This is a genomic window from Streptomyces herbicida (assembly GCF_032656585.1).
In the GTDB taxonomy this organism is placed as follows: Bacteria; Actinomycetota; Actinomycetes; order Streptomycetales; family Streptomycetaceae; genus Streptomyces; species Streptomyces herbicida.
The window spans coordinates 65,012-85,488 of the sequence record NZ_JAUYWJ010000010.1; the positions used below are offsets into that span (position 1 = coordinate 65,012).

A 20,477-nucleotide genomic window follows, 5' to 3' on the forward strand; every position below is an offset into this window, starting at 1 on the left:
GGGCATGTGGGACGACGCGTTTCCGAGTTTCCTGATCGGGCTGAGGGAGGGACTCGAAGCCGGACTGATCGTTTCCATCCTGGTGGCCACCCTGGTGCGGGCCGATGCCAGAAAACGGCTGCCGCAGGTGTGGACGGGCGTTCTGGCCGCCGTCGCCCTGGCGATGAGCTTCGGCGCGGTGCTCACTTTCACCGCGGCCTCCCTGTCCGCCACCGCCCAGGAGGCGTTCGGCGGGACCCTCAGCGTGATCGCCGTCGCGTTCGTCACCGCCATGGTGTTCTGGATGCGCCGTTCGGCCCGCGGCCTCTCGGGTGAGATCAGGGAGAAGGTGACCGGCGCGCTGGCCATGGGCTCGGGCGTGCTGATCCTCACGTCCTTCCTCGCGGTCGGCCGCGAAGGCCTGGAGACCGCCCTGTTCCTGTGGACCACGGCCCGTGCGGCCGGCGAGTCCGCGGGCCCGCTCACGGGCGCCGGCGTCGGGCTCGTCCTCGCGGCCGGTCTGTGCTGGGGTCTGTACCGGCGGGTCCTGAAGATCAACCTCTCGAAGTTCTTCACCGCGACCGGCGCAGTCCTCATCGTCATAGCGGCCGGCGTCCTCGGCTACGGTCTGCGCGACCTCCAGGAGGGCGGAGTGCTGCCCGGGAAGGCCTCGTACGCCGTCGACCTCGGCGGCAGCGTGGACGCCGGCTCCTGGTACAGCGCCCTGGTGCAGGGCGTGTTCAACCTGACTCCGACCATGACCTGGCTCCAGGTGGCCGGCTACGTCGGCTATCTCGCCGTGGTGATGACCCTGTTCGTGCGCGGGGTGACCGCGACGACGCCCAAGGAGGCCGCCGCGCCCGCTGCCGCAGAGGCCATCACGGCCGAGCCCGCCGCCGAGCCCGCCTCCGGCGCCGCCGAACGTGCCGCCGCCGCGGCCGAGCGCGCCGCCGCCGCGGCGGAACGCGCTGCCGCCGCGGCCGAGCGGGCCGCCGCCCGGGCCGAGGGCGCCACAGTGGCGACCGAGTCGGCCGGCACCGTGTCCGGGTCCGCTCCCGCGTCCGATGATCCGGTGCCTCCCGCGTCCGCTCGCGGCGCCGTGGACGAGTTGACGCCGGCTGTGTCGGGGGCCGCCGGCGAGGGGCCGACGCGTGCCGCCGCGGAGTCCGCGGCTGAAGAGCCCGGATCCTCCACGGCCGAAGAGCCCGCATCGTCCGCTGCCGAGTCCCACCACGACGCCGAGGAGCCTGCCCGGGGACCGAGGACCACCCCCACGGGCCGCCGCCGTCCGGCCTGGGTCGTGCCCGTTGCCGTCGTCGCCGTCCCCGCAGTGGTGGCCGGCACGGTCGTCGCCCTCGCCCGGCCCAAGCCGGCCGGCGCCCAGACCGTCGCCGTGTCCGAGAGCGAGTGCGGCAAGGGGTTCACCGCGCCCAAGCCCGGGCGGCAGACCTTCCAGATGCACAACACCGGTGGCAAGACCGCCGAGGTGTACCTGATCGACCCGGCCACCGGCGCGGTGTACGGCGAGATCGAGGGCCTGGCCCCCGGCACCACCCGTGACCTGGTCGCCACCGTCGTGGGCGGCACGTACGCCTGGCGCTGCGTCCCCGCGAGCGGCAGGGCCGTCACCTCCAAGGCCGTCACGGTCAGCGGCAAAGGAGCCGGCAAGGCGGTCGTGCCGGTGTCGGAGAGCGACCTCGCGGCGCCCCTGAAGGCGTACAAGGAGTATGTCGACCAAGGCCTGGCCACGCTCGTCACCCAGACCGGCACGCTGAACGACGACATCAAGCGCGACCACCTGGACAAGGCCCGCACCGACTGGCTGACCGCGCATCGTACCTACTCCTCCCTGGGCGCCGCCTACGGCACCTTCGAGGACTTCGACCAGAAGATCAACGGCAGGCCCGACGGCCTGGCGGGCGGCGTGCAGGACCAGGACTTCACCGGCTTTCACCGCATCGAGTACGGGCTGTGGCACGGACGGTCCGCGGACGAGCTCAAGGCGCCCGCGCGGCAGCTCCTCGACGCGGTGAACGGACTCCAGAAGGCCTTTCCCACCCAGGACTTCGAGCCTGGCGACCTGCCCCTGCGCGCCCACGAGATCCTGGAGAACACCCTCCAGTTCGAGCTGACCGGGGACACCGATCAAGGCAGCGGCACCGGACTCGCCACCGCCGACGCCAACCTCGCCGGCACCCGCGAACTGCTCACCGTGCTCCAGCCGCTGCTGGCCCCCCGCGCCCCGAAGCTGCTCCCCACGGTCGACGCGGACGTCGCACGGCTCCAGAAGCTCCTGGACGCGGCACACCACGGCGACCAGTGGACCCCGGTCGGCCAACTCGACGCCGCCACCCGAGAGCGCGTCAACGGCGCCACCGGCAGGCTCCTCGAGGACCTCGCCCCGGTGCCGGACCTCCTCGAGATAAGGAAGTCCGCCTGATGGGCGCCGGGCACGGCAGCACCCCCAGCACCGGGCACGCCAACACCCCCAGCACGTACGAAGAAGGGAACCCCCCGATGTCCTGTGCCGAAACCCCGGCCCACCCGGTCGGTGCCGGCCGCCGCTCCTTCGTGCGGAGCGCGCTGGGCGCCGGGGCCGCGGGCGCGGTCCTGGCGGGCGGAGGATTCGCGCTCGGCCAGATGGGCGGCACGGCCGAAGCGCGGGCAGCCGACGCCGGAGGCACCACGAAGGTGCCCTTCCACGGCACGTACCAGGCCGGAATCGTCACCCCGGCGCCCGCCGCGGCCACGTTCGTCTCGCTCGACGTCATCGCCGACAGCCGCGCCGAACTCACCGACCTGCTCCGGACGATCACCGAGCGGGCCCGCTTCCTGACCGCCGGCGGCACCCCCACCGACCTGGGCGTCGGCGCCCCGCCCTCCGACAACGGCATCCTCGGCCCCGAGGTCCCCTCCGACGCGCTGACGGTCACCGTCGGCGTCGGCGCCTCCCTCTTCGACGACCGCTACGGCCTGGCGAAGGCACGGCCCGCCCGGCTGACACCGATGCGCACCTTCCCCAACGACAAGCTCAACGCCGCCGAGTGCCACGGCGACCTGTCGCTGCAACTGTGCGCCGACAGCCAGGACACCGTGCTGCACGCGCTGCGCGACATCGCCCGCCACACCCGGGGCGGCATGCAGATCAAGTGGCGCATCGACGGCTTCCAGAACGCCCCGCGCCCCACCGGCGCCCAGCGCAATCTGCTCGGCTTCAAGGACGGCATAGCCAACCCGGACGTCACCTCGGCGCGCGAGACCAACCGCCTGATCTGGGTGGGTGACGGGCAGGGCGAGCCGGCCTGGGCGACCGGCGGCAGCTACCAGGTGATCCGGATCATCCGGATGCTGGTCGAGTTCTGGGACCGGGTCTCCCTGACCGAGCAGGAGAAGATGTTCGGCCGCCGCAAGGACACCGGCGCCCCGCTGGACGGTGCCAAGGAGACCGACGTCCCGCAGTACGCCAAGGACCCGCACGGCACGGCGATCCCCCTCGACTCGCACATCCGCCGGGCCAATCCGCGCACCGCGAAGACGGACGGTTCACGCATCCTGCGCCGCGGCTACAACTACGACCGGGGTGTCGACAACGTCGGCAACCTCGACATGGGCCTGGTCTTCTGCTGCTACCAGCAGGACGTCAGAAGGCAGTTCGAAGCCACCCAGACCAGGCTGATCGACGAACCCCTCGTCGACTACATCTCCCCGACGGGCGGCGGCTACTTCTTCGCGCTGCCCGGTGTCAGGGATGCCGAGGACTGGCTGGGCCGGGGGCTGATGGCGGCCTGACTCTTCCGGGCCGGCGCACTTTTCCGGTCCGTGGCGAAGACCTGTCCGCACCTTTACCGGCCATTACTGCGCATGGGTTGCAGGTGCAGAAGGATGGCGCAAGGCTGTGGACGGCAGCCGCCGATGCTCGACCGAAGGAAAGATCCTCCCGATGACGGCCGCCCCTGATTCCGCTCCGCCCCTCCCCGCGCAGGCCGAGGCGAAGCGCTCGGCCTGGCACCGCGTCCGCACTTCGATGACGCGGCAGGAGTGGATCAGGGTCGGTGGGATGACCGCCTTCGTGCTGGTGCTGCACGTCAGTGGACGGCCGGCCTCGCCCGGGCCGCCGAGCGGGGCGCAGACCAGACCGGCCCTGCGGCGTTCAGTCGCGCAGCCGCAGGTCGCTGCGCCACTTCACCAGTTGCTTCTCCGGATCCCCCGTGAACGACCACGGAGTACGCGTCGCCCTGCGGCCCTGCATACGCAGCAGCGCGGCCGCGATGTCGTTCGCCCCCGCGAGACAGGCCGCATGGGTCAGGTAGTTCAGATCGCGCAGCTCACCCGGGGCGACGGGGGTGTCCCCGCGGTTGGTGATCCAGCGCTGCCAGCTGCGGCGTACGTCGCTGACGGCGCCGTCGTGGTTCCAGTGCTGGCCCATCGCCACCGCGGAGTGCTGTCCCTGCGCGCCGTCGAGGGCGTACCGGTACTCCTCGACCCGGGCGTACTGCACCAGCACCGGCAGCGCGCAGCCGGCCGGTGCGACCCCGGCCGCGTCGCGGGCGAAGTCGTACATGAGGCCGTGGGTGCCGTGCCAGCGCGAGGAGTAGTAGTGCAGCACCTGGAGGTGGCCCTCCACGGTGTACGGGTCGCGCCGGTGCAACTCGTCCCACCAGCGCGCCAGTTCCTGCCGGCGCACGCCTGTCGGATACAGGCGTGCGACCGAGATCAGCGAGATCCAGGGCGTGGGGTCCTCCGGCCACGCCTCGGTGGCCTGCAGACAGGCCAGCACGGCGGTGTCGATACGGTCCCGGTCGATCGGCACCCCCCGGCCCGCGGAGATGGCCACCGTGAAGGCCCTGGCCGTCTCCGTGGCCCCCCGCAGCACCAGCGCGTCGGCGCTGCGGGGCTCGGCGGCCAGCCAGGACTCCACCGTCGAACTCCCCGCGCACGCCTGGGCGAGCTGCCGGATCCGGTGCCCCCGGGACAGCCAGTCGGTGCTGGTGGCCCGCAGCAGTTCCCGCAGGCCCTGCCAGCGGCCGATCACGATGTCGTGGCGAGCCGAGCTGAGGGACGAGTCCCCGCAGTCGGGATCGAAGTCGGGCGTGAAGCGGTCTCGCGCCATCGGGCTCTCCCTCAGAAGTCGGTGGGGAGACCCTCGTAGGCGCCGGTCCGCGCGGCCGCGTGGTCGTCGGGGACGTAGTCGGCCTCGACCGTGCGCGTGGCGTCGAGCTTGGCGGGCCGGTAGTAGTCGCTGCCCTGCTTCCAGTACCAGAGCATAGGGATCAGCCCGACGGCCAGACCGCCGAGGCCGATGGCGATTGCCGCGCCGCTCAGCTCGCCCAGGGACTCGACGAAGATCCAGAACATGAACAGGGCGCCGAACAGCGGCCACAGCCCCCCGAGAACGAAGTTGCCCACGGACGTCAGCAGCATCTTGCGGTAGGCGACGACCACGGCGAGGCCCGCGAGACCGTAGTAGACGGCGATCTGCAGACCGATCGCGGAGATGGCGTCGGAGAGGATGTCGCCCACCGAGCCCAGGGCGTTGGAGGCGATGAACATCACCAGCGCCACCCCGCCGACCACGGCGATGGCGACCCAGGGCGTGTTCCAGGTGCGGTGCACCCGGCCCAGCGCGGACGGCATCGTACGGTCGCGGCCCATCGCGAACAGCGAGCGCGTGACCTGGATGAGTGTCGTCTCCAGCGTGGCGATGGTGGACAGCATCACGGCGACGATCAGCAGCCTGCCGCCCCAGCCGGGCCAGACCTCCTCACCGAGCACCGCCAGCACGTTGGCGTCGTTCTCCTCGATCTGCTTCGAGGACAGGAGCACGTTCACCGCGATCGTGAACACCTCGAACAGCAGGAAGACGACACCCACGCCGATCAGGCCCGCGAGCCCGGTCGTACGACGGCTGTTGCGGGTCTCCTCGCTGAGGTTGCTGGTGACGTCCCAGCCCCAGTAGTAGAACGCGGCGATCAGCGCGCCCGAGGCGAACCCGGCCATCCCGTCGAAGTGGGAGAAGCCGAGCCAGGACCAGTCGAAGGCGCGGGCATCACCGGTGTGGAAGAGCGCCAGCACCGCGAACAGGCCCAGAATGACCAGCTCGACGCCGGACATCAGCAGCTGCGCGCGGACGGTGAGCCGGGCGCCGCCGAGCACCACACCCAGCATGATCAGGAACCAGGCCGCGCCGATCGCCGTCGACAGGGCCGTGTTGTCGGCGAGGTTCTCGTCGAACAGCGCGAGCGTCATCGAACCGGCGGGCAGTGAACCGGCCACCATGAAGATGGTCGCGGAGACCACCAGCGCCCAGCCGCTGACGAAGCCCAGGAACGGGTGCAGGGTGCGTCCCACCCAGGAGTAACTGGCGCCCGCGTTCACATCGATCCGGCCGAGGTAGCTGAACGCCAGCGCGATGCCCAGCATGGGTATCGCGCAATAGAGCAGGGCCGCCGGACTGGCCAGCCCCACCGCGCCGACCAGCACCGCCGTGGTCGCGGCCAGCGAGTACGCGGGAGCGCTGCCCGCGACGGCCATGACCACGGTGTCGAACGTACCGAGGGCATTGGCCTGCAGCCCTCTGCCCCTGCTGTTGCTCATGGTTGTGCTGCTTTCCGGTCGTGCACGCGCACGGACGGGCCGGCCCGAGGCGTACGGGTGGGGGGTGTGGGACCCGCCTCGAACCCGTAGAGGGATGGCCTCGGGTCAGTGGCCGGCCAGGAGAAGAAAAAGACTGGTGAATTTCCGATCAGCCCTGCGTCGGCAGTCGGTCACACCGCGTGTGGGTGTGATGATAGCGGCACTCTTTGACCTTTCAAGATTGACCAGCCGGTAATCTCCCTCGCCCGGCGAGGGTCCAACTCCCATCCCGGAAGCGACCCTTCCGCGCCTCGGTCATTCCTCCAGGTGTTCGATCTGTCGCAGTTTGTTGGTGGCGTCCAGCGCCGCGACCTTGTACGACTCGGCCAGCGTCGGGTAGTTGAACACGGCATTGACCAGGTAGTCGACCGTACCGCCGCAGCCCATCACGGACTGCCCGATGTGGATCAGCTCGGTGGCGCCCGTCCCGAAGCAGTGCACGCCGAGCAGCGTGCGGTCCTCGGGAGAGACCAGGAGCTTGAGCATGCCGTGGGAGTCGCCGATGATCTGCCCCCGGGCCAGTTCCCGGTAGCGGGCTATGCCGACCTCGAACGGCACGCAGTCCTCGGTGAGTTGGTCCTCGGTCCGGCCCACGAAGCTGATCTCCGGGATGGTGTAGATACCGATCGGCTGGAGGTTGTGCATGCGTCCGACGGGCTCTGCGAACGCGTGGTACGCGGCCGCCCGGCCCTGTTCCATCGAGGTCGCGGCAAGCGCCGGGAAGCCGATGACGTCGCCGACGGCATAGATGTGCGGCACCTCGGTGCGGTAGTGCTCGTCCACCCGGATCCGGCCGCGCGGGTCCGCGGTCAGCCCCGCCTTGGCCAGGTCGAGTTCATCGGTGAGACCCTGGCGGCCCGCGGAGTACATCACCGCGTCGGCGGGGATCTTCTTCCCGCTCTCCAGGACGGTCAGGGTGCCACGGGCGTGGCGCTCCACGGCGGCGACGGTCTCCCCGAAGCGGAAGGTGACGGCGAGGTCCCGCAGGTGGTACTTGAGCGACTCGATGACCTCGACGTCGCACAGGTCCAGCATCCCCGGGCGTTTTTCGACCACGGTCACCTTGCTGCCCAGTGCGGCGAACATGGAGGCGTACTCCATGCCGATGACCCCGGCACCGACGATGACCATGGACCGCGGCACCCGTTCCAGCGTGAGCACATTGTCCGAGTCCATGATCGTGCGCCCGTCGAACTCGACGGTGTCCGGCCGGGCGGGCCGGGTGCCGGTGGCGATCACGATGTGCTCCGCGCTCAACAGCCTTTCATGACCGTTGACTTCGCGCAGGGCGATGGTGTGCGGGTCGACGAAGCGGCCCGTGCCGGCGTAGAGCGAGACATGGTTGCGGGACAGCTGGCTGCGGATGACGTCGACCTCCCGGCCCACCACGTGCTGGGTGCGCGCGGTCAGATCGGCGACGGTGATGTCCTCCTTCAGCCGGTAGCTCTGCCCGTACAGATCGCGCTGGGTGAGACCGGTGAGGTACAGCACCGCCTCGCGCAGGGTCTTGGAGGGAATGGTGCCGGTGTGGATGGAGACCCCACCGACCATGTCGGGGCGGTCGACGACGGCGACCCGGCGGCCGAGCTTGGCGGCGGCGATGGCGGCCTTCTGACCGCCCGGGCCGGATCCGATGACGAGCATGTCGAAGTCGAAGTCGGGCACCTTCCGGAGTGTGTCAGCCCACGGCCTCTCTTCGAAAGGGTGAACGGGAAACCATCGTCCCGAACGGAACCCCCATCCGGCTCGCGTCAGTTGCCGGATCCCCGTCGCTCTCCTCGCCGTACCGCACGCACCGGAGGGACAATAGGGTCATGGGTCGTCGACTCGACGACGTGAGCGCACCCGCCCGGCTGGCCGGACCCGAGGAGGGCATCGGCCCGGACGAACTCGCGCTCGCCGCCCGCAACCACGGACTCCCCCTGGAAGCCCTGCGCCACGACGTCACCCCGCCCGGCCTGCACTACGTCCTCACCCACTACGACATCCCCTACGTCCCGGACGCCACCCGCTGGCGCCTGACGGTGGACGGCCTGGTCAGCCGCCCGCTGGATCTCGTCCCGGCCGATCTGCGGGCGTTCCCCGCGGTCACCACCCGGGTGACCCTGGAGTGCGCCGGAAACGGCCGCGCCCTGCTGGCACCCCGCCCGGTCAGCCAGCCCTGGCTGGTGGAGGCCGTCGGCACGGCCGACTGGACCGGCGTACCGCTGCGGCTGCTGCTCGCCGAGGCGGACGTGGACCCGGCGGCCGTCGACGTGGTCTTCACCGGAGCCGACCACGGAGTGGAGCGCGGGATCGAGCAGGACTACCAGCGCGCCCTGCCGGTGGCCGTGGCCCTGGACGACGACCCGGAGGTGCTGGTGGCGTACGGCATGAACGGCGCCCCGCTGCCCCCGCAGCACGGTCACCCGCTGAGGCTGGTGGTGCCCGGCTGGTACGGCATGGCACATGTGAAGTGGCTGCGGGGCATCACGGTGAGTGCGCAACCGTTCACGGGATTCCAGCAGGCCGTGGCCTACCGGCTCCGGCAGCGCCCCGGGGAGGAGGGCGAGCCGGTCACCCGTATCGCGCCGCGGGCCCTGCTGCTGCCACCGGGCTTCCCGGACTTCATGTCCCGGACCCGGGTGGTCCGGCCGGGACCGGTACCCCTGGAGGGACGGGCCTGGTCCGGGCAGGCGCCGGTGACGGCGGTCGAGGTCACCACCGACGGGGGAGCGAACTGGCACCCGGCCGCCCTCGACCCGGCGGACGGGCACCGGTGGGCCTGGCGCCGGTGGCGCTGGACCTGGCCGGCCACCTCCGGCCCCCATGTCCTCGCCGCCCGCGCCACCGACGCCGACGGCCACACCCAGCCTGCGGACCAGCACTGGAACCGCGGCGGCTTCGCCAACAACGCGATCCACCGCGTCCCGGTCGTGTGCGTGCCCGCGGACGACGCCGGTGCGGACAACGATCCCGCGACGCCGGGATGATCCGAACGACACCCCCCCTGGTACCCCCGCATCCGCACCCAGGACCGCGCCAGGCGCCCGGTCCGCGTCTCCGGTGGAGTCGTGGGCCGGGCGCGTGCCGCGTCTCCGGCCGGTCGTGCCGAGCCGGCTTCCCCCCGTCTGTGAGACGACCCCGGACAGCCCTCAGGGGAGCAGCTTCTCGATGGCGATCGGGCCCTCGGCCTCCAGCTTGCGCCGTGCCCATTCGAGATTGGACGGAGTGATGTCCCGGCCCGTGGCGAGCACCAGGTCCTCGGGCGCCACGCCGGATTCGGGGTGGGTGTGGAGCAGGGCGTCCGGGGTCGTGTGGTCGTCGGCCGACCGGGACGCTTCGGGTTGTGACGTCGACATGATGCCTCCTCCTCCGGCCCGGCCGCCCGCACCGCTGCCGATGCCACGAAACCGGGCCCACTCTCACGATTCACCGCCGGAGCCCGCCCTGCATCCGGAAGAGCCCGCGGGCCCCGTCCCTCCTAAGCTGGAGACAGCCCGCACGCCCCTATCCGGGAGGCTGCCGCGATGACCGAGACGCCGCCGTACCAGGACACACCCGGCAGCCCCCGCTATCTGCCGATCGCCGAGCACGGACTGATCGGCGATCTGCGGAGCGTGGCCCTGGTGGGCAGCAACGGCACGATCGACTGGTACTGCAGCCCGTCCTTCGACTCCCCGAGCGTCTTCGCGTCGATCCTGGACGCCGAGCGCGGCGGATGCTTCGAGCTCGCCGCCGCCGTGCCGGCCCGCACCAAGCAGTTCTACTTCCCCGACACGAACGTGCTGATCACCCGGTTCTTCACCGAGGACGGGGTCGGCGAGGTCCAGGACTTCATGCCCGTCACCGGAGAGTCCGTGGAGGCCGACCGGCACCGGCTGATCCGCCGCGTCCTGTGCGTCCGCGGCACCGTACCCTTCCGGGTCCGGGTGGCCCCGCGCTTCGACTACGGCGCCGCTCCGCACACGCTGAACCTGCTCGGCGACACGGCCGTCTTCGAGTCCCCGGAGATGGCCCTCGCGCTCACCTCCACGGTGACCCTGGAGAGCGACGGCGTGGACGCGCGCGCCGACTTCAAGCTCGCCGAGGGCGAGTCCGCGGTCTTCGCCCTCGACCGGGTCGGCGACGCCATAGCGCCCCGCGGCTGCGCCCACACCGAAGCCGAGCACCAGTTCGAGGCCACGGTCTGCTACTGGCGGCGCTGGCTGCACCAGTCCCGCTACCGCGGGCGCTGGCGGGAGATGGTGCACCGCTCCGCGCTCACCCTGAAACTGCTCACCTACGCGCCGACCGGCGCCATCGTGGCCGCGCCGACCACCAGCCTCCCCGAACAGCTCGGCGGCGAGCGCAACTGGGACTACCGCTATGTGTGGATCCGGGACGCCGCGTTCTGCGTCTATGCGCTGCTGCGGCTGGGCTTCAACGGCGAGGCCCGGGCGTTCATGAACTTCCTGACCGCTCTCATCGGCCCGGGCGACGGCTCGGCCTCGGGCCCGCTGCAGATCATGTACGGCATCGACGGCCGCACCGACCTGCGCGAACGCGAACTCGATCACCTCGAGGGCCACCTGGGATCCGCCCCGGTCCGGGTCGGCAACGCCGCCGCCGACCAGCTCCAGCTCGACATCTACGGCGCCCTCATCGACTCGATCTACCTCTATGACAAGTGGGCCGAGCCCATCTCCAGCGACCAGTGGGACAACGTCTGCCGCCTCGTCGACTGGGTCTGCGACCACTGGGACCAGCCCGACGAGGGCGTGTGGGAGACCCGTGGCGGGCGCAAGAACTTCCTGTACTCGCGCCTGATGTGCTGGGTGGCGATCGAGCGGGCCATCCGCCTCGCCAACCGGCGCGGCCTGCCGGCCGACCACCGCCGCTGGCGGACGTCCCGTGACGCCGTCTACCGGCGGATCATGGACCTCGGCTGGTCGCCGGTGCGCCGCGCCTTCGTCCAGCACGAGGGCGGCGAGGTCCTCGACGCCTCGCTCCTGATGATGCCGCTCGCGAAGTTCATCGCACCCACCGACCCCAAGTGGTTGTCCACCCTGGACGCCCTCACCGACGACCTGGTCTCCGACTCCCTCGTCTACCGCTACGACCCCCAGGCCAGCCCCGACGGGCTCCGCGGCGACGAGGGCACCTTCTCGATCTGCTCCTTCTGGTACGTGGAGGCGCTGGTGCGCGCCGGGCGGCTGGACGAGGCGCGGCTGGCCTTCGAGAAGATGCTCACCTACGCCAACCATCTCGGCCTGTACGCCGAGGAGATCGGCCGCACCGGCGAGCAACAGGGCAACTTCCCCCAGGCGTTCACCCATCTGGCACTGATCAGCGCCGCGTTCAACCTGGACCGTGCCCTCGGCTGACATCACCCGTCACATCCCCTTACATCCCTGATTCACAAGGGATGTCACCGAATCGTCACAGCCCGTCGCGGCGCCACAACTCCCCCCGGGGCCCCCGTGTCGAACCCGGTGTCGGCACGACCGGCCGACCTGACGAGTCATCAACATCCCAGGGGGGAAACGAAGATGAGCAGCACCCCACGCCCGGCCCGCCGTTCCGGAGCCTCCGCCGCTGTCACCGCGGCCTCCTTCCTGCTGCTGGCAGGCGCCGGCATCCTGGCCGCGCCGTCCGCGTTCGCGGGTGTCCCGGGCGGCACCTCCGCCGCCGACCGCAACAGCGACTTCAACGGCGACGGCCACACCGACATCCTCACCGGCGTCCCGGAGGGCACCGTGGACGGCAAGGAGGGCGCCGGGTACGTCACCGTGCAGTACGGCGCCCCCAACGGCATCGGCACCAACGCGACCGTGCCCAAGGGCCGTACGGCGGTCATCAGCCAGTCCACCAAGGGGGTGCCCGGCACCTCCGAGGCCTGGGACGACTTCGGGCAGGCCGTCGCCACCGGTGACCTGGACGGCGACGGCTACGACGACGCGATCATCGGCGCGCCCGGCGAGGACGAGGGCAGCGTCGCGGACGCCGGCCGGGTGACCGTCCTGTACGGCTCCAAGGCCGGCCTGGGCGCGGTGCGCACCGCCTCCGTCACCGCCGCCAAGCCGGCCGCGGGCGCCCGGTTCGGCCTCGGGGCGGCCGCCGCCCGGTTCACCGGGGACACCGACGCCGACCAGCTCGTCGTGGCCGACCAGAAGGTGGGCCTGCATGCGTTCACGTACCACGCGGGCGTGCTGCGACTCGCCGGCGCCCCGCACTCCACCGGCCACAAGTTCCAGCCCGGCTCTTTGACCACCGGCGACTACGACCACAACGGCTTCGCCGACCTGGTCTTCTCCGGCTACAGCCCCGAGGACGACCACACCAAGGGCTGGTCCGCGTACTACGCGGGCGGTACCGGCGGCCTGACCTACCGGCGGGACCTGCCCGGCGGGCTGGGCACCGCCTCCGGCGACATCGACAACGACGGCTTCGACGACCTGGTCGTCGGCCGGCTGAGCAGCGCCGACGACGAGGCGGAGGGCGACGCGGGCGGCAAGATCGGCGTGTACTACGGCGGCGTGGACGGCCCCGCGGGCGTGGACGGTCCCGGCACCGGCCCGCAGTGGTGGTCGCAGAACTCCCCGGGTGTCCCGGGCGCGTCCGAGGCCGGGGACGCCTGGGGTGCCGACCTGTCCGTCGCCGACGTGAACGGCGACGGCTTCGCGGACGTGGCGGTCGGCGCGCCGGGCGAGGACGTGGGCACCGTCGCCGACGCGGGCGCGGTCTGGCTGCTGCGCGGCTCCCGCGAGGGCCTGACCGCGACACATGCCCAGTCCTTCGACCAGAACAGCCCGCACATCCCCGGCACCGCGGAGATGGACGATGCCTGGGGCGCCCAGGTACGGCTGGCGGACACCGACGCAGACGGCCGCGCCGAACTCCTCGCGGCGGCCCCCGGCGAGAACGCGGGCGACGGCGCGCTGTGGCTCCTGCCCGCGAGCAACAGCGGCCTGCTGGCCACTGGTTCATGGTCGTACGGCGCGGCAGCCCTCGGTGGAAACGCCCACGGGGCCCGTTTCGGTGCGGTGATCGACGAGTAGTCCGGGCCCGCGATTCGTGTGCCCGCACCTGCCCACGCACGGTGCGGGCGCTGTCGTCGGCCTCCGGGTGCGTCAGGCGAAGCGGGAGCTGGGTACCGGGCCCGACGACGACAGGCGGGCCCGATCGCCTCGCAGCCAGGTGCTGTGCGTGGCCGTGACGAAGGCGGCGAACGACTCGTCCGAGTCCAGCGGGGCCTGACCGTCGTCCTCGTCCGGGGTCGGGTCCGCGCCGGTGATCTCGGTGGCGAGCTCCGTCTCCGGGCGGTCGTCGGCCGGTCCCTGCTCGACACCGCCGTCGGCTCCCTGGCGCAGCTGCTCGCCCCACGGTGCCACCACCGACTGGTGGAGCAGCGTCACGCTGTCCGCGGTGACGACCGGGGTGTCGGTCCAGGAGCTCGCGTGCTCGTGCAGCACCTGCCCCGGGGTCCGCTCGAAGAGCTGGCCGAGGATCTCGGGGCCCTCGTCCTCACCGGCGACGTCGTTCAGGTCGTAAGCCACGACGACGGTGTCCTCACGCCCGGCCGCGAAGGGCTCCGCCGGCAGCCCCAGCACCTCGGCGGCGGCCAGACCGAGGATCCGTGAGCCCCGGTCGGGCAGCAGCGACACGGACCGCGGGCGCACCTCGGCGGCCGCCAGCAGCGTCCGCAGCCGCAGCAGCCCGCGCAGGCACTGGTCGGGGGTGTCCTGCAGCCAGGCGTAACGCCCCGTCATCCCCGCGTCGAAGCCGTACGGGGAGAGCGTGCCGAGTACGGTGCCGCCGATCACGTACTGCCAGCCGCGCAGATCGGTGAGGTCCAGCGCGGTCGCGGGTCCGACGGCGGCGGCGCGTTCCAGCATGCGGCTCTGCCGGGCCTGCGTGGGCAGCCACATGGGGTCTTCCGGGTCCGGCAGCAGCGCGTGCTGGCGCCGGGCCAGGGCGAGGTCGCCCGACATGATCGCGTTGAACACCAGGAGGTAGCGGTCCGGCCAGTCGGCGAAGTCGGCCTCGTGCCGGGCCAGTTCCTCGACCGCCTCGCGGTGCCGGCCCTCGCGTTCGTACGCCGACACCAGCTCCCGCACGACGCCGAGACGGCCCGGGTTGCCGCGCAGGACCTCGCGCAGGGCGGGGATCGCCAGGTACGACAGACCGCGTTCGACGCACGCGTAGCCGAAGTCGAAGAGGGCCTGGGCATGTTCGGGCCGGGCCACCAGCGCCGCCGCGGCCTGCTGAAGGTCGTCGAAGCCCGCACCGTCCGCGGCCCGGCCGACCACGAGAGCCACCTCCCCGAGGGGCTGCTCCTCCCCGCCGGCCCGCAACTGCCGCAGTGCCCCGGGCACGTCTCCGGAGTCCAGGCAGTCCCAGGCCTTGAGCAGTTCGGGGGTCTTGGGGCGGCGATTCCTGCGCGAGAACATGAGGGAGATCATCTCCGATCCCCTGACAGGTCCTCAACACAATTCCGCGCCCGCTCCGACGGCCTCAGGGCAGGGTCTGCTCGGCCCAGATGACCTTGCCTCCGGAGATGTACCGGGTGCCCCAGCGCTCGGCGAGCTGTGCCACGAGGAAGAGACCGCGTCCGCCCTCGTCCGTGGTCGTCGCGTAGCGCAGATGCGGTGAGGTCGTGCTGCCGTCGTAGACCTCGCAGATGAGGGTGCGGTCGAGCAGCAGCCGTACGCGAATGGGCTCACGGCCGTAGCGGATGGCGTTGGTCACCAGCTCGCTGAGGACCAGCTCCGTGGTGAACGTGAGCTCCTCCAGCTCCCACTGCGCCAACTGCCGTGTCACGGAGGCCCGTATCTCGGAGACCGCCGCCGGATCGGACGGCACCTGCCACTGCGCGACCCGGTCGGACCCGAGCACGCGGGTACGGGCGACGATCAGGGCGATGTCGTCGCCGGGCCGCTCCGGCAGCAGGTCGAGTACGGCCCGGCAGGTGTCCTCGGGCGCGTCGCCGGACTGCTCCAGGGCGGTGCGCAGCAGCTCCAGCCCCTCGTCGATGTCCCGGTCCCGGTCCTCGACGAGCCCGTCGGTGTACAGCACCAGGCGACTGCCCTCCGCCAGCTCCAGCTCGGCCGTCTCGAACGGCAGGCCCCCCAGACCCAGCGGAGGCCCCGCGGGCACCTCGGGGAACTCCACGCTGCCGCCGGGGCGGATCACGGCCGGCGGCGGATGGCCGGCCCGGGCGACGGTGCAACTCCGGGAGACCGGATCGTAGATCGCGTACAGACAGGTCGCGCCGGTGACCGCCGCGGCGCCGTCCGCGGGAGTCTCGTCCTGGTCGATGCGGCCCACCAACTCGTCCAGGAGACTGAGGAGTTCATCGGGCGGCAGATCGAGGGCGGTGAAATTGTGCACCGCCGTGCGCAGCCGTCCCATGGTGGCCGCGGCATGCAGCCCGTGCCCCACGACGTCCCCGACCACGAGGGCCACCCGGGTACCGGACAACGGCAGTACGTCGAACCAGTCGCCGCCCACCCCTGCCTGAGCGGGCAGATAGCGGTAGGCGATCTCCAGGGCGCTCTGCTCGGGCAGGCTGCGGGGCAGCAGACTGCGCTGCAGCGTCACCGCCATGCTGTGCTCGCGGGTGTAGCGGCGGGCGTTGTCGATGGACACCGCGGCGCGGGCGGCGAGTTCCTCGGCGAGGGCCAGCTCGTCCGTGTCGAACGGCTCGGGCTTCTCCGAGCGCCAGAAGTTGGCCACGCCCAGGACCAGGTTGCCCGCGCGCAGTGGCACGGTGATCAGCGAGTGGATGCCGTACTCCACCACCTGCTCGGTGCGCTCGAAGTCCTGTGCGAGCCAGCCCGGCGCCTCGCGCAGCCGCGGCTCCACCACGGACCGGCCGGAGATCAGGCTGTGGGCCTGCGGCGAGGAGTCCACGAACCGGATGCGCTCGCCCACCGGGTAGAGCGGTGCGTCCTTGCGGATACCGCTGCACGCCGCCCGGCGCAACGCGTTCCCGGGCTGCGGCTCCTCCCCGCGCAGCACCGCGTCGTACAGGTCGACCGTGGCGAAGTCCGCGAACCGGGGCACGGCCAGCCCCGCCAACTCCTCGGCGGTGCGGGTCACATCCAGGCTGGTGCCGACGCCGACGCCGGCGTCGTACAGCATGTTGAGGCGCTCGCGCGCCACCTCCGCGCGGCCCGACAGGGCGCGCAGCTCCGTGGAGTCGCGCAGTGTGGTGACGCTGCCGGGCGGGCCGCCGCGTGCGTCCGTGGGCCGCTGGTTGATGGCCAGCAGCCGGTCCTTGACGAGGTGCACCTCGTCGGTGGCCTCGCGTCCCGAGGCCAGCAGCTCCGCCGTGTCGGCATCGAGGCCCAGCTCCCGCACATCGCGCCGCTCGGCGTCCTCGGGCAGCTCCAGCAGGCGGTGCGCCTCGTCGTTGGCGAGCAGCAGCCGGCCCTCGCCGCTGACGATGAGCACACCCTCCCGGACGGCGTGCAGCACCGCGTCGTGGTGCTCGTACATCCGGGTCATCTCGTGCGGGCCCAGGCCGTGCGTCTGCCGCAGCAGCCGTCTGCTCACCAGCGCCGTCCCCGCTGTGGCCAGGGCCATCGCCGCCGCGGCGGCGGCCAGCAGGAGCGGCAGTTGCTGGTCGGCGGTGCCGCCCACATGCTCGGTCGTGATGCCGGACGAGACCAGACCCACCACGGTGCCGTCGGCCGCCTTGACGGGGACCACGACCTGCACCAGCCGCCCGATCGTTCCGTTGATCTCCTCGATGACGGTTCGGCCGGCCACCGCGGGCGCGATGGTCCCCACGAACTTCTTGCCGATGCGGTCCGGCTTGGGATGGGTGTAGCGGATCCCCTCGGTGCTCATCACGACGATGAAGTCCACCCCGGACGTCTTGCGCGCGGCCTCGGCCTTCGGCTGGAGGATCGCCGTGGGGTCGGGACTGCGCAACGCCGCAGCCGTGCCAGGCGCGTTGGCGAAGGTCTCGGCGACGGCGAGGGAGCGGTTGCGGGCCTCCTGGGTGGTGTCGTGCCGTACTTGCAGGACCTGCGCCACCACGGCCGCCACGACCAGCAGCAGCACGATCACCACTTGCAGCACGAACACCTGTCCGGCGACGCTGCGTCCGCTCATCGCCGACCACAGCCTCCCGGCCCTGGTGCGGCGCGGCCCGGTCTCCTCCTGCTCCCGCGCGTCCAGCGGTGCATGCGGATCCCCGGGACGACGGGGCGGCCGAGTATCGGGCCGGCCGGGCAGTCGGACCATGTGCCATGTCTACACTGCCCGGCCCCGGTAGGCGAGGGGCGTCGCACGAGGTGATGGCACTGATCCGAACGAACCCGTGGCGGCTCAGAGGCGCTGCCCGGGCGCCGTGCGCCGGGTGGCGAGCAGCAGCGCCACGTCGTCGGGCCGGTCGGTCGCCTGCCGGGCCGTCGCGGTGAGCCGGTCGGCGACCCCCGCCAGAGAACGGCCGCCGCGCCGCCCGGCGGCCGATCCGGCCTTCTCCAGAACCGTGCGCAGTGCCGCGATGCCCTCGTCGATGTCGCTGCCGGGCTTCTCGACCAGCCCGTCGGTGTACAGCGCGAGGATGGCGTCGGGCTCCAGGCGCAGCTGCGCCACCGGGTACTGCGCGTGCGGGTCCACGCCGAGGACGACGCCACCGGGAATCTGCAGCGCACGGGTCTGGCCGTCGGGGGCGCGCAGCAGCGGGGGGAGGTGTCCGGCGCGGGCGACCCGGGCCAGGCCGGTGGCCGGGTCGAGCCGGAGGTAGCAGCAGCTCGCGAACTGGCCGGGATCGAGGTCGATGAGAAGGCGGTTCGTGCCGCTCATGACCTCGTCGGGCGGATGGTCGCCGAGCGCGAAGGCCCGCACGGCGCTGCGCAACTGGCCCATGGTGGCCGCCGCCTGGACGCCGTGTCCCTGGACGTCGCCGATGACCAGGGCCAGGCCGTCCCCGGCCTCGACGACGTCGTACCAGTCGCCGCCCACGTCCATGCCCTGGGTGCCGGGCAGATAGCGTCCGGCGGTCTCCACCAGCGGATGCGCGGACAGCCGCCGGGGCAGAAGGGCCTGCTGGAGGCCGCGGGCGAGGGCGGCCTCGGTGTCGTAGCGCTGCGCCTTCTCCATCGCGTGCGCGATCAGCCCGGCGAGCGCGGTCAGGAGCGTACGTTCCTCCGTGCTGAAGCTGCGGGAGCGGTCGAAGCCGAGGATGCAGGAGCCCACCGGCCGGCCGGAGGCGATCAGCGGGAGGAAGGCGCGGGCGCCCTCGACCGCGTCCAGCGGTATGCCGGGGTAGGCGGCGGCCAGCTGCTGCATGGATTCGAAGAAGATCGGGCGGCCGTGGGTGAGCGTCTCCACACCGGGCAGATGGGCATCGAGGCCGACGCCTTCGAAGGGCGCGAGGAAGCCCTGCGGGAAGCCGGTCTCCCAGGCCAGGAAGAGATGCCGTTCCTGCAACAGATAGATGGCGAGGCGGCGGCCGTCGAACGCGGGAAGCAGTTCCTGGGTGACGACCGCCGACACCTGGCGGGCGGTGACCGCGTCGGTCAGCGCGATGGCCAGGGCGATCGGCCGGTACAGCGGGGCCATCGAGGGGCCCGCGGCCACAGTGGGGTCGGTGCCGGGCGCCTCGGCCGTCACGGGGTCGAGGGGCGTCAGGCCGACCGGGGTGTCCAGGCGGTTCGCGGGTACGACGGTGCAGGTGAGGATGTCCGGGCCGGGATGGAGGGACAGCGCGAGCCAGTCGGGCTCGCCGTCGGCCGGGCGCCGGACATGGAAGTACACCGGGTCCGGGGAGAGCAGGGCGCCACGGAGATGGTCCTCGTACGGGGGCTGGTTCAGCCAGGGCAGGGCCTCCCACAGGGGGCGGCCCAGCAGCTCGGTGCGGCCGGGTCCCAGCAGGCGTTCCGCGGCCGGGTTGGCGTACACGATCAGACCCATCCGGTCCAGGCAGAACACCCCCTGCGGGAGCAGGTCGGCCGCACCGTCGGCGGACGGCGCAGGACCCGGGTCGAGGACGATCCCGCTCACCACGCACGGGTCGGCCGGGCTCGGCGGGGGCCACAGCTCCAGCAGCCGCGGGGTGCCGTCCTCGGCCCGCACCTGGAGCGGTGCGGGCGGGGGCTTACCGGCTGCCGTGTCGCTCAGCGCGGCCAGCAGCTGGCGCGCGTCGGCGGGCGCGATGGCGTCCGCGAGCGCCTCTGCGGTGCCGGCGAAGTCCCCCGGCGGCACCCCCAGCAGCTCGTGCAGCCGGTCGTCCACGGTCACCGACGAGCTGGCCGGATCCCAGGTGAACCGCCCGACGCGCCCCACGGTGGGACGCGCCGCCGGAGGCCGCACGCACAGCGGCTCGCCGTCCCACAGAACCGACGGCTCGTCCCCTTCGGCGAGGCCGCGCATCCCGGCCCCCAGTTCCTCGGCCAGCTGGGTGAGGATCTCCTGGCCGGGTATCTCGTCGACCGAGTCCAGGGCCGACGGACGCAGCACCGCGAGCACGCCGTACGGCGTCGACGTTCCCGGCACGGGCACGTAGACCGACCCGAACTGGAACGGCAGACCGGCCGCGAACTGCGGATAGCGGCGCACCGTCTCGGTGGCGTTCGCCAGGGTGATCGGAACACCCAGCCGATAGGCGTCGGCGACGGGGAACGGAGCGTTCACATGCAGCCGCCACCAGGGGCGGAACAGCTGACCGGGGAGCCCCGCGAGCACGGCGAGGCGCAGCATGCCAGGGGTGCCGGAGCGCAGGTATACGCCCCCGACGCGGCCGTCGGCCGCGTCGAGTGCCCGGGTGGAGGCGTCGACCAGCAGCGCGGCCAGCGTTCCGCGCGTCCGGCCTGCGTGCTCCCCGCTCCCAGCCATCGGTCCTACCTCGTCCGTGCGCCGCCCGAGTGGGTGACACAGCAAGAATGCGTCAC

General features: G+C 72.1%; 12 protein-coding genes. 5 read left to right on the top strand and 7 right to left on the bottom strand.

What is annotated here, in order from left to right; all coding sequences use genetic code 11:
• Positions 1–4: 4 nt before the first annotated feature.
• Entirely contained in the window at positions 5–2,419 is a 2,415-nt protein-coding gene (gene efeU / locus Q8A52_RS21565) for an iron uptake transporter permease EfeU (RefSeq protein ID WP_316754325.1), read from the top strand.
• Positions 2,420–2,496: 77 nt separating this feature from the next.
• Positions 2,497–3,768: an iron uptake transporter deferrochelatase/peroxidase subunit gene (gene efeB, locus Q8A52_RS21570; RefSeq protein ID WP_316754326.1), complete on the top strand. Its 1,272-nt coding sequence runs from the start codon at positions 2,497–2,499 to the stop codon at positions 3,766–3,768.
• Between the two features lie 361 nt (positions 3,769–4,129).
• On the opposite strand, the gene Q8A52_RS21575 is transcribed toward efeB, so the two are convergent.
• The 3 genes from Q8A52_RS21575 to sthA all read right to left on the bottom strand — a co-directional run bounded on the left by Q8A52_RS21575 (position 4,130) and on the right by sthA (position 8,277).
• Positions 4,130–5,089, bottom strand: coding sequence for a hypothetical protein (locus tag Q8A52_RS21575; protein WP_316754327.1), 960 nt, complete (start codon positions 5,087–5,089; stop codon positions 4,130–4,132).
• Positions 5,090–5,100: 11 nt separating this feature from the next.
• Positions 5,101–6,573: an APC family permease gene (locus tag Q8A52_RS21580; protein WP_316754328.1), complete on the bottom strand. Its 1,473-nt coding sequence runs from the start codon at positions 6,571–6,573 to the stop codon at positions 5,101–5,103.
• Between the two features lie 294 nt (positions 6,574–6,867).
• Complete coding sequence (sthA, locus tag Q8A52_RS21585; RefSeq protein ID WP_316754329.1) at positions 6,868–8,277, bottom strand: Si-specific NAD(P)(+) transhydrogenase; 1,410 nt, start codon at positions 8,275–8,277, stop codon at positions 6,868–6,870.
• Between the two features lie 149 nt (positions 8,278–8,426).
• Here sthA and Q8A52_RS21590 point away from each other — a divergent pair, with 149 nt between their 5' ends.
• Positions 8,427–9,584, top strand: a complete 1,158-nt coding sequence (locus Q8A52_RS21590; RefSeq protein WP_316754330.1) for a sulfite oxidase — start codon at positions 8,427–8,429, stop codon at positions 9,582–9,584.
• Positions 9,585–9,746: 162 nt separating this feature from the next.
• Here Q8A52_RS21590 and Q8A52_RS21595 read toward each other — a convergent pair whose 3' ends face one another.
• On the bottom strand, positions 9,747–9,953 hold the full coding sequence (locus Q8A52_RS21595; protein ID WP_316754331.1) for a hypothetical protein: 207 nt from the start codon (positions 9,951–9,953) through the stop codon (positions 9,747–9,749).
• A 168-nt stretch (positions 9,954–10,121) separates the two neighbouring features.
• Here Q8A52_RS21595 and Q8A52_RS21600 point away from each other — a divergent pair, with 168 nt between their 5' ends.
• On the top strand, positions 10,122–11,957 hold the full coding sequence (locus tag Q8A52_RS21600) for a glycoside hydrolase family 15 protein (protein ID WP_316754332.1): 1,836 nt from the start codon (positions 10,122–10,124) through the stop codon (positions 11,955–11,957).
• 165 nt (positions 11,958–12,122) lie between these two features.
• Positions 12,123–13,631: an FG-GAP and VCBS repeat-containing protein gene (locus Q8A52_RS21605; protein ID WP_316754333.1), complete on the top strand. Its 1,509-nt coding sequence runs from the start codon at positions 12,123–12,125 to the stop codon at positions 13,629–13,631.
• Between the two features lie 72 nt (positions 13,632–13,703).
• Here Q8A52_RS21605 and Q8A52_RS21610 read toward each other — a convergent pair whose 3' ends face one another.
• From Q8A52_RS21610 to Q8A52_RS21620, 3 genes are all read right to left on the bottom strand, one after another.
• Complete coding sequence (locus tag Q8A52_RS21610) at positions 13,704–15,023, bottom strand: hypothetical protein (RefSeq protein WP_316754615.1); 1,320 nt, start codon at positions 15,021–15,023, stop codon at positions 13,704–13,706.
• A gap of 64 nt (positions 15,024–15,087) precedes the next feature.
• Positions 15,088–17,694: a SpoIIE family protein phosphatase gene (locus Q8A52_RS21615; RefSeq protein ID WP_316754334.1), complete on the bottom strand. Its 2,607-nt coding sequence runs from the start codon at positions 17,692–17,694 to the stop codon at positions 15,088–15,090.
• 216 nt (positions 17,695–17,910) lie between these two features.
• Entirely contained in the window at positions 17,911–20,421 is a 2,511-nt protein-coding gene (locus Q8A52_RS21620) for a SpoIIE family protein phosphatase (RefSeq protein WP_316754335.1), read from the bottom strand.
• Between the last annotated feature and the right edge of the window lie 56 nt (positions 20,422–20,477).

Bases quoted from the DNA above. Each gene is read 5' to 3' on its own strand.
- efeU (WP_316754325.1), top strand. From the start codon at position 5: ATGTGGGACGACGCGTTTCCGAGTTTCCTGATCGGGCTGAGGGAGGGA.
- efeB (WP_316754326.1), top strand. From the start codon at position 2,497: ATGTCCTGTGCCGAAACCCCGGCCCACCCGGTCGGTGCCGGCCGCCGC.
- Q8A52_RS21575 (WP_316754327.1), bottom strand. From the start codon at position 5,089: ATGGCGCGAGACCGCTTCACGCCCGACTTCGATCCCGACTGCGGGGAC.
- Q8A52_RS21580 (WP_316754328.1), bottom strand. From the start codon at position 6,573: ATGAGCAACAGCAGGGGCAGAGGGCTGCAGGCCAATGCCCTCGGTACG.
- Q8A52_RS21590 (WP_316754330.1), top strand. From the start codon at position 8,427: ATGGGTCGTCGACTCGACGACGTGAGCGCACCCGCCCGGCTGGCCGGA.
- Q8A52_RS21595 (WP_316754331.1), bottom strand. From the start codon at position 9,953: ATGTCGACGTCACAACCCGAAGCGTCCCGGTCGGCCGACGACCACACG.
- Q8A52_RS21600 (WP_316754332.1), top strand. From the start codon at position 10,122: ATGACCGAGACGCCGCCGTACCAGGACACACCCGGCAGCCCCCGCTAT.
- Q8A52_RS21605 (WP_316754333.1), top strand. From the start codon at position 12,123: ATGAGCAGCACCCCACGCCCGGCCCGCCGTTCCGGAGCCTCCGCCGCT.
- Q8A52_RS21610 (WP_316754615.1), bottom strand. From the start codon at position 15,023: ATGTTCTCGCGCAGGAATCGCCGCCCCAAGACCCCCGAACTGCTCAAG.
- Q8A52_RS21615 (WP_316754334.1), bottom strand. From the start codon at position 17,694: ATGAGCGGACGCAGCGTCGCCGGACAGGTGTTCGTGCTGCAAGTGGTG.
- Q8A52_RS21620 (WP_316754335.1), bottom strand. From the start codon at position 20,421: ATGGCTGGGAGCGGGGAGCACGCAGGCCGGACGCGCGGAACGCTGGCC.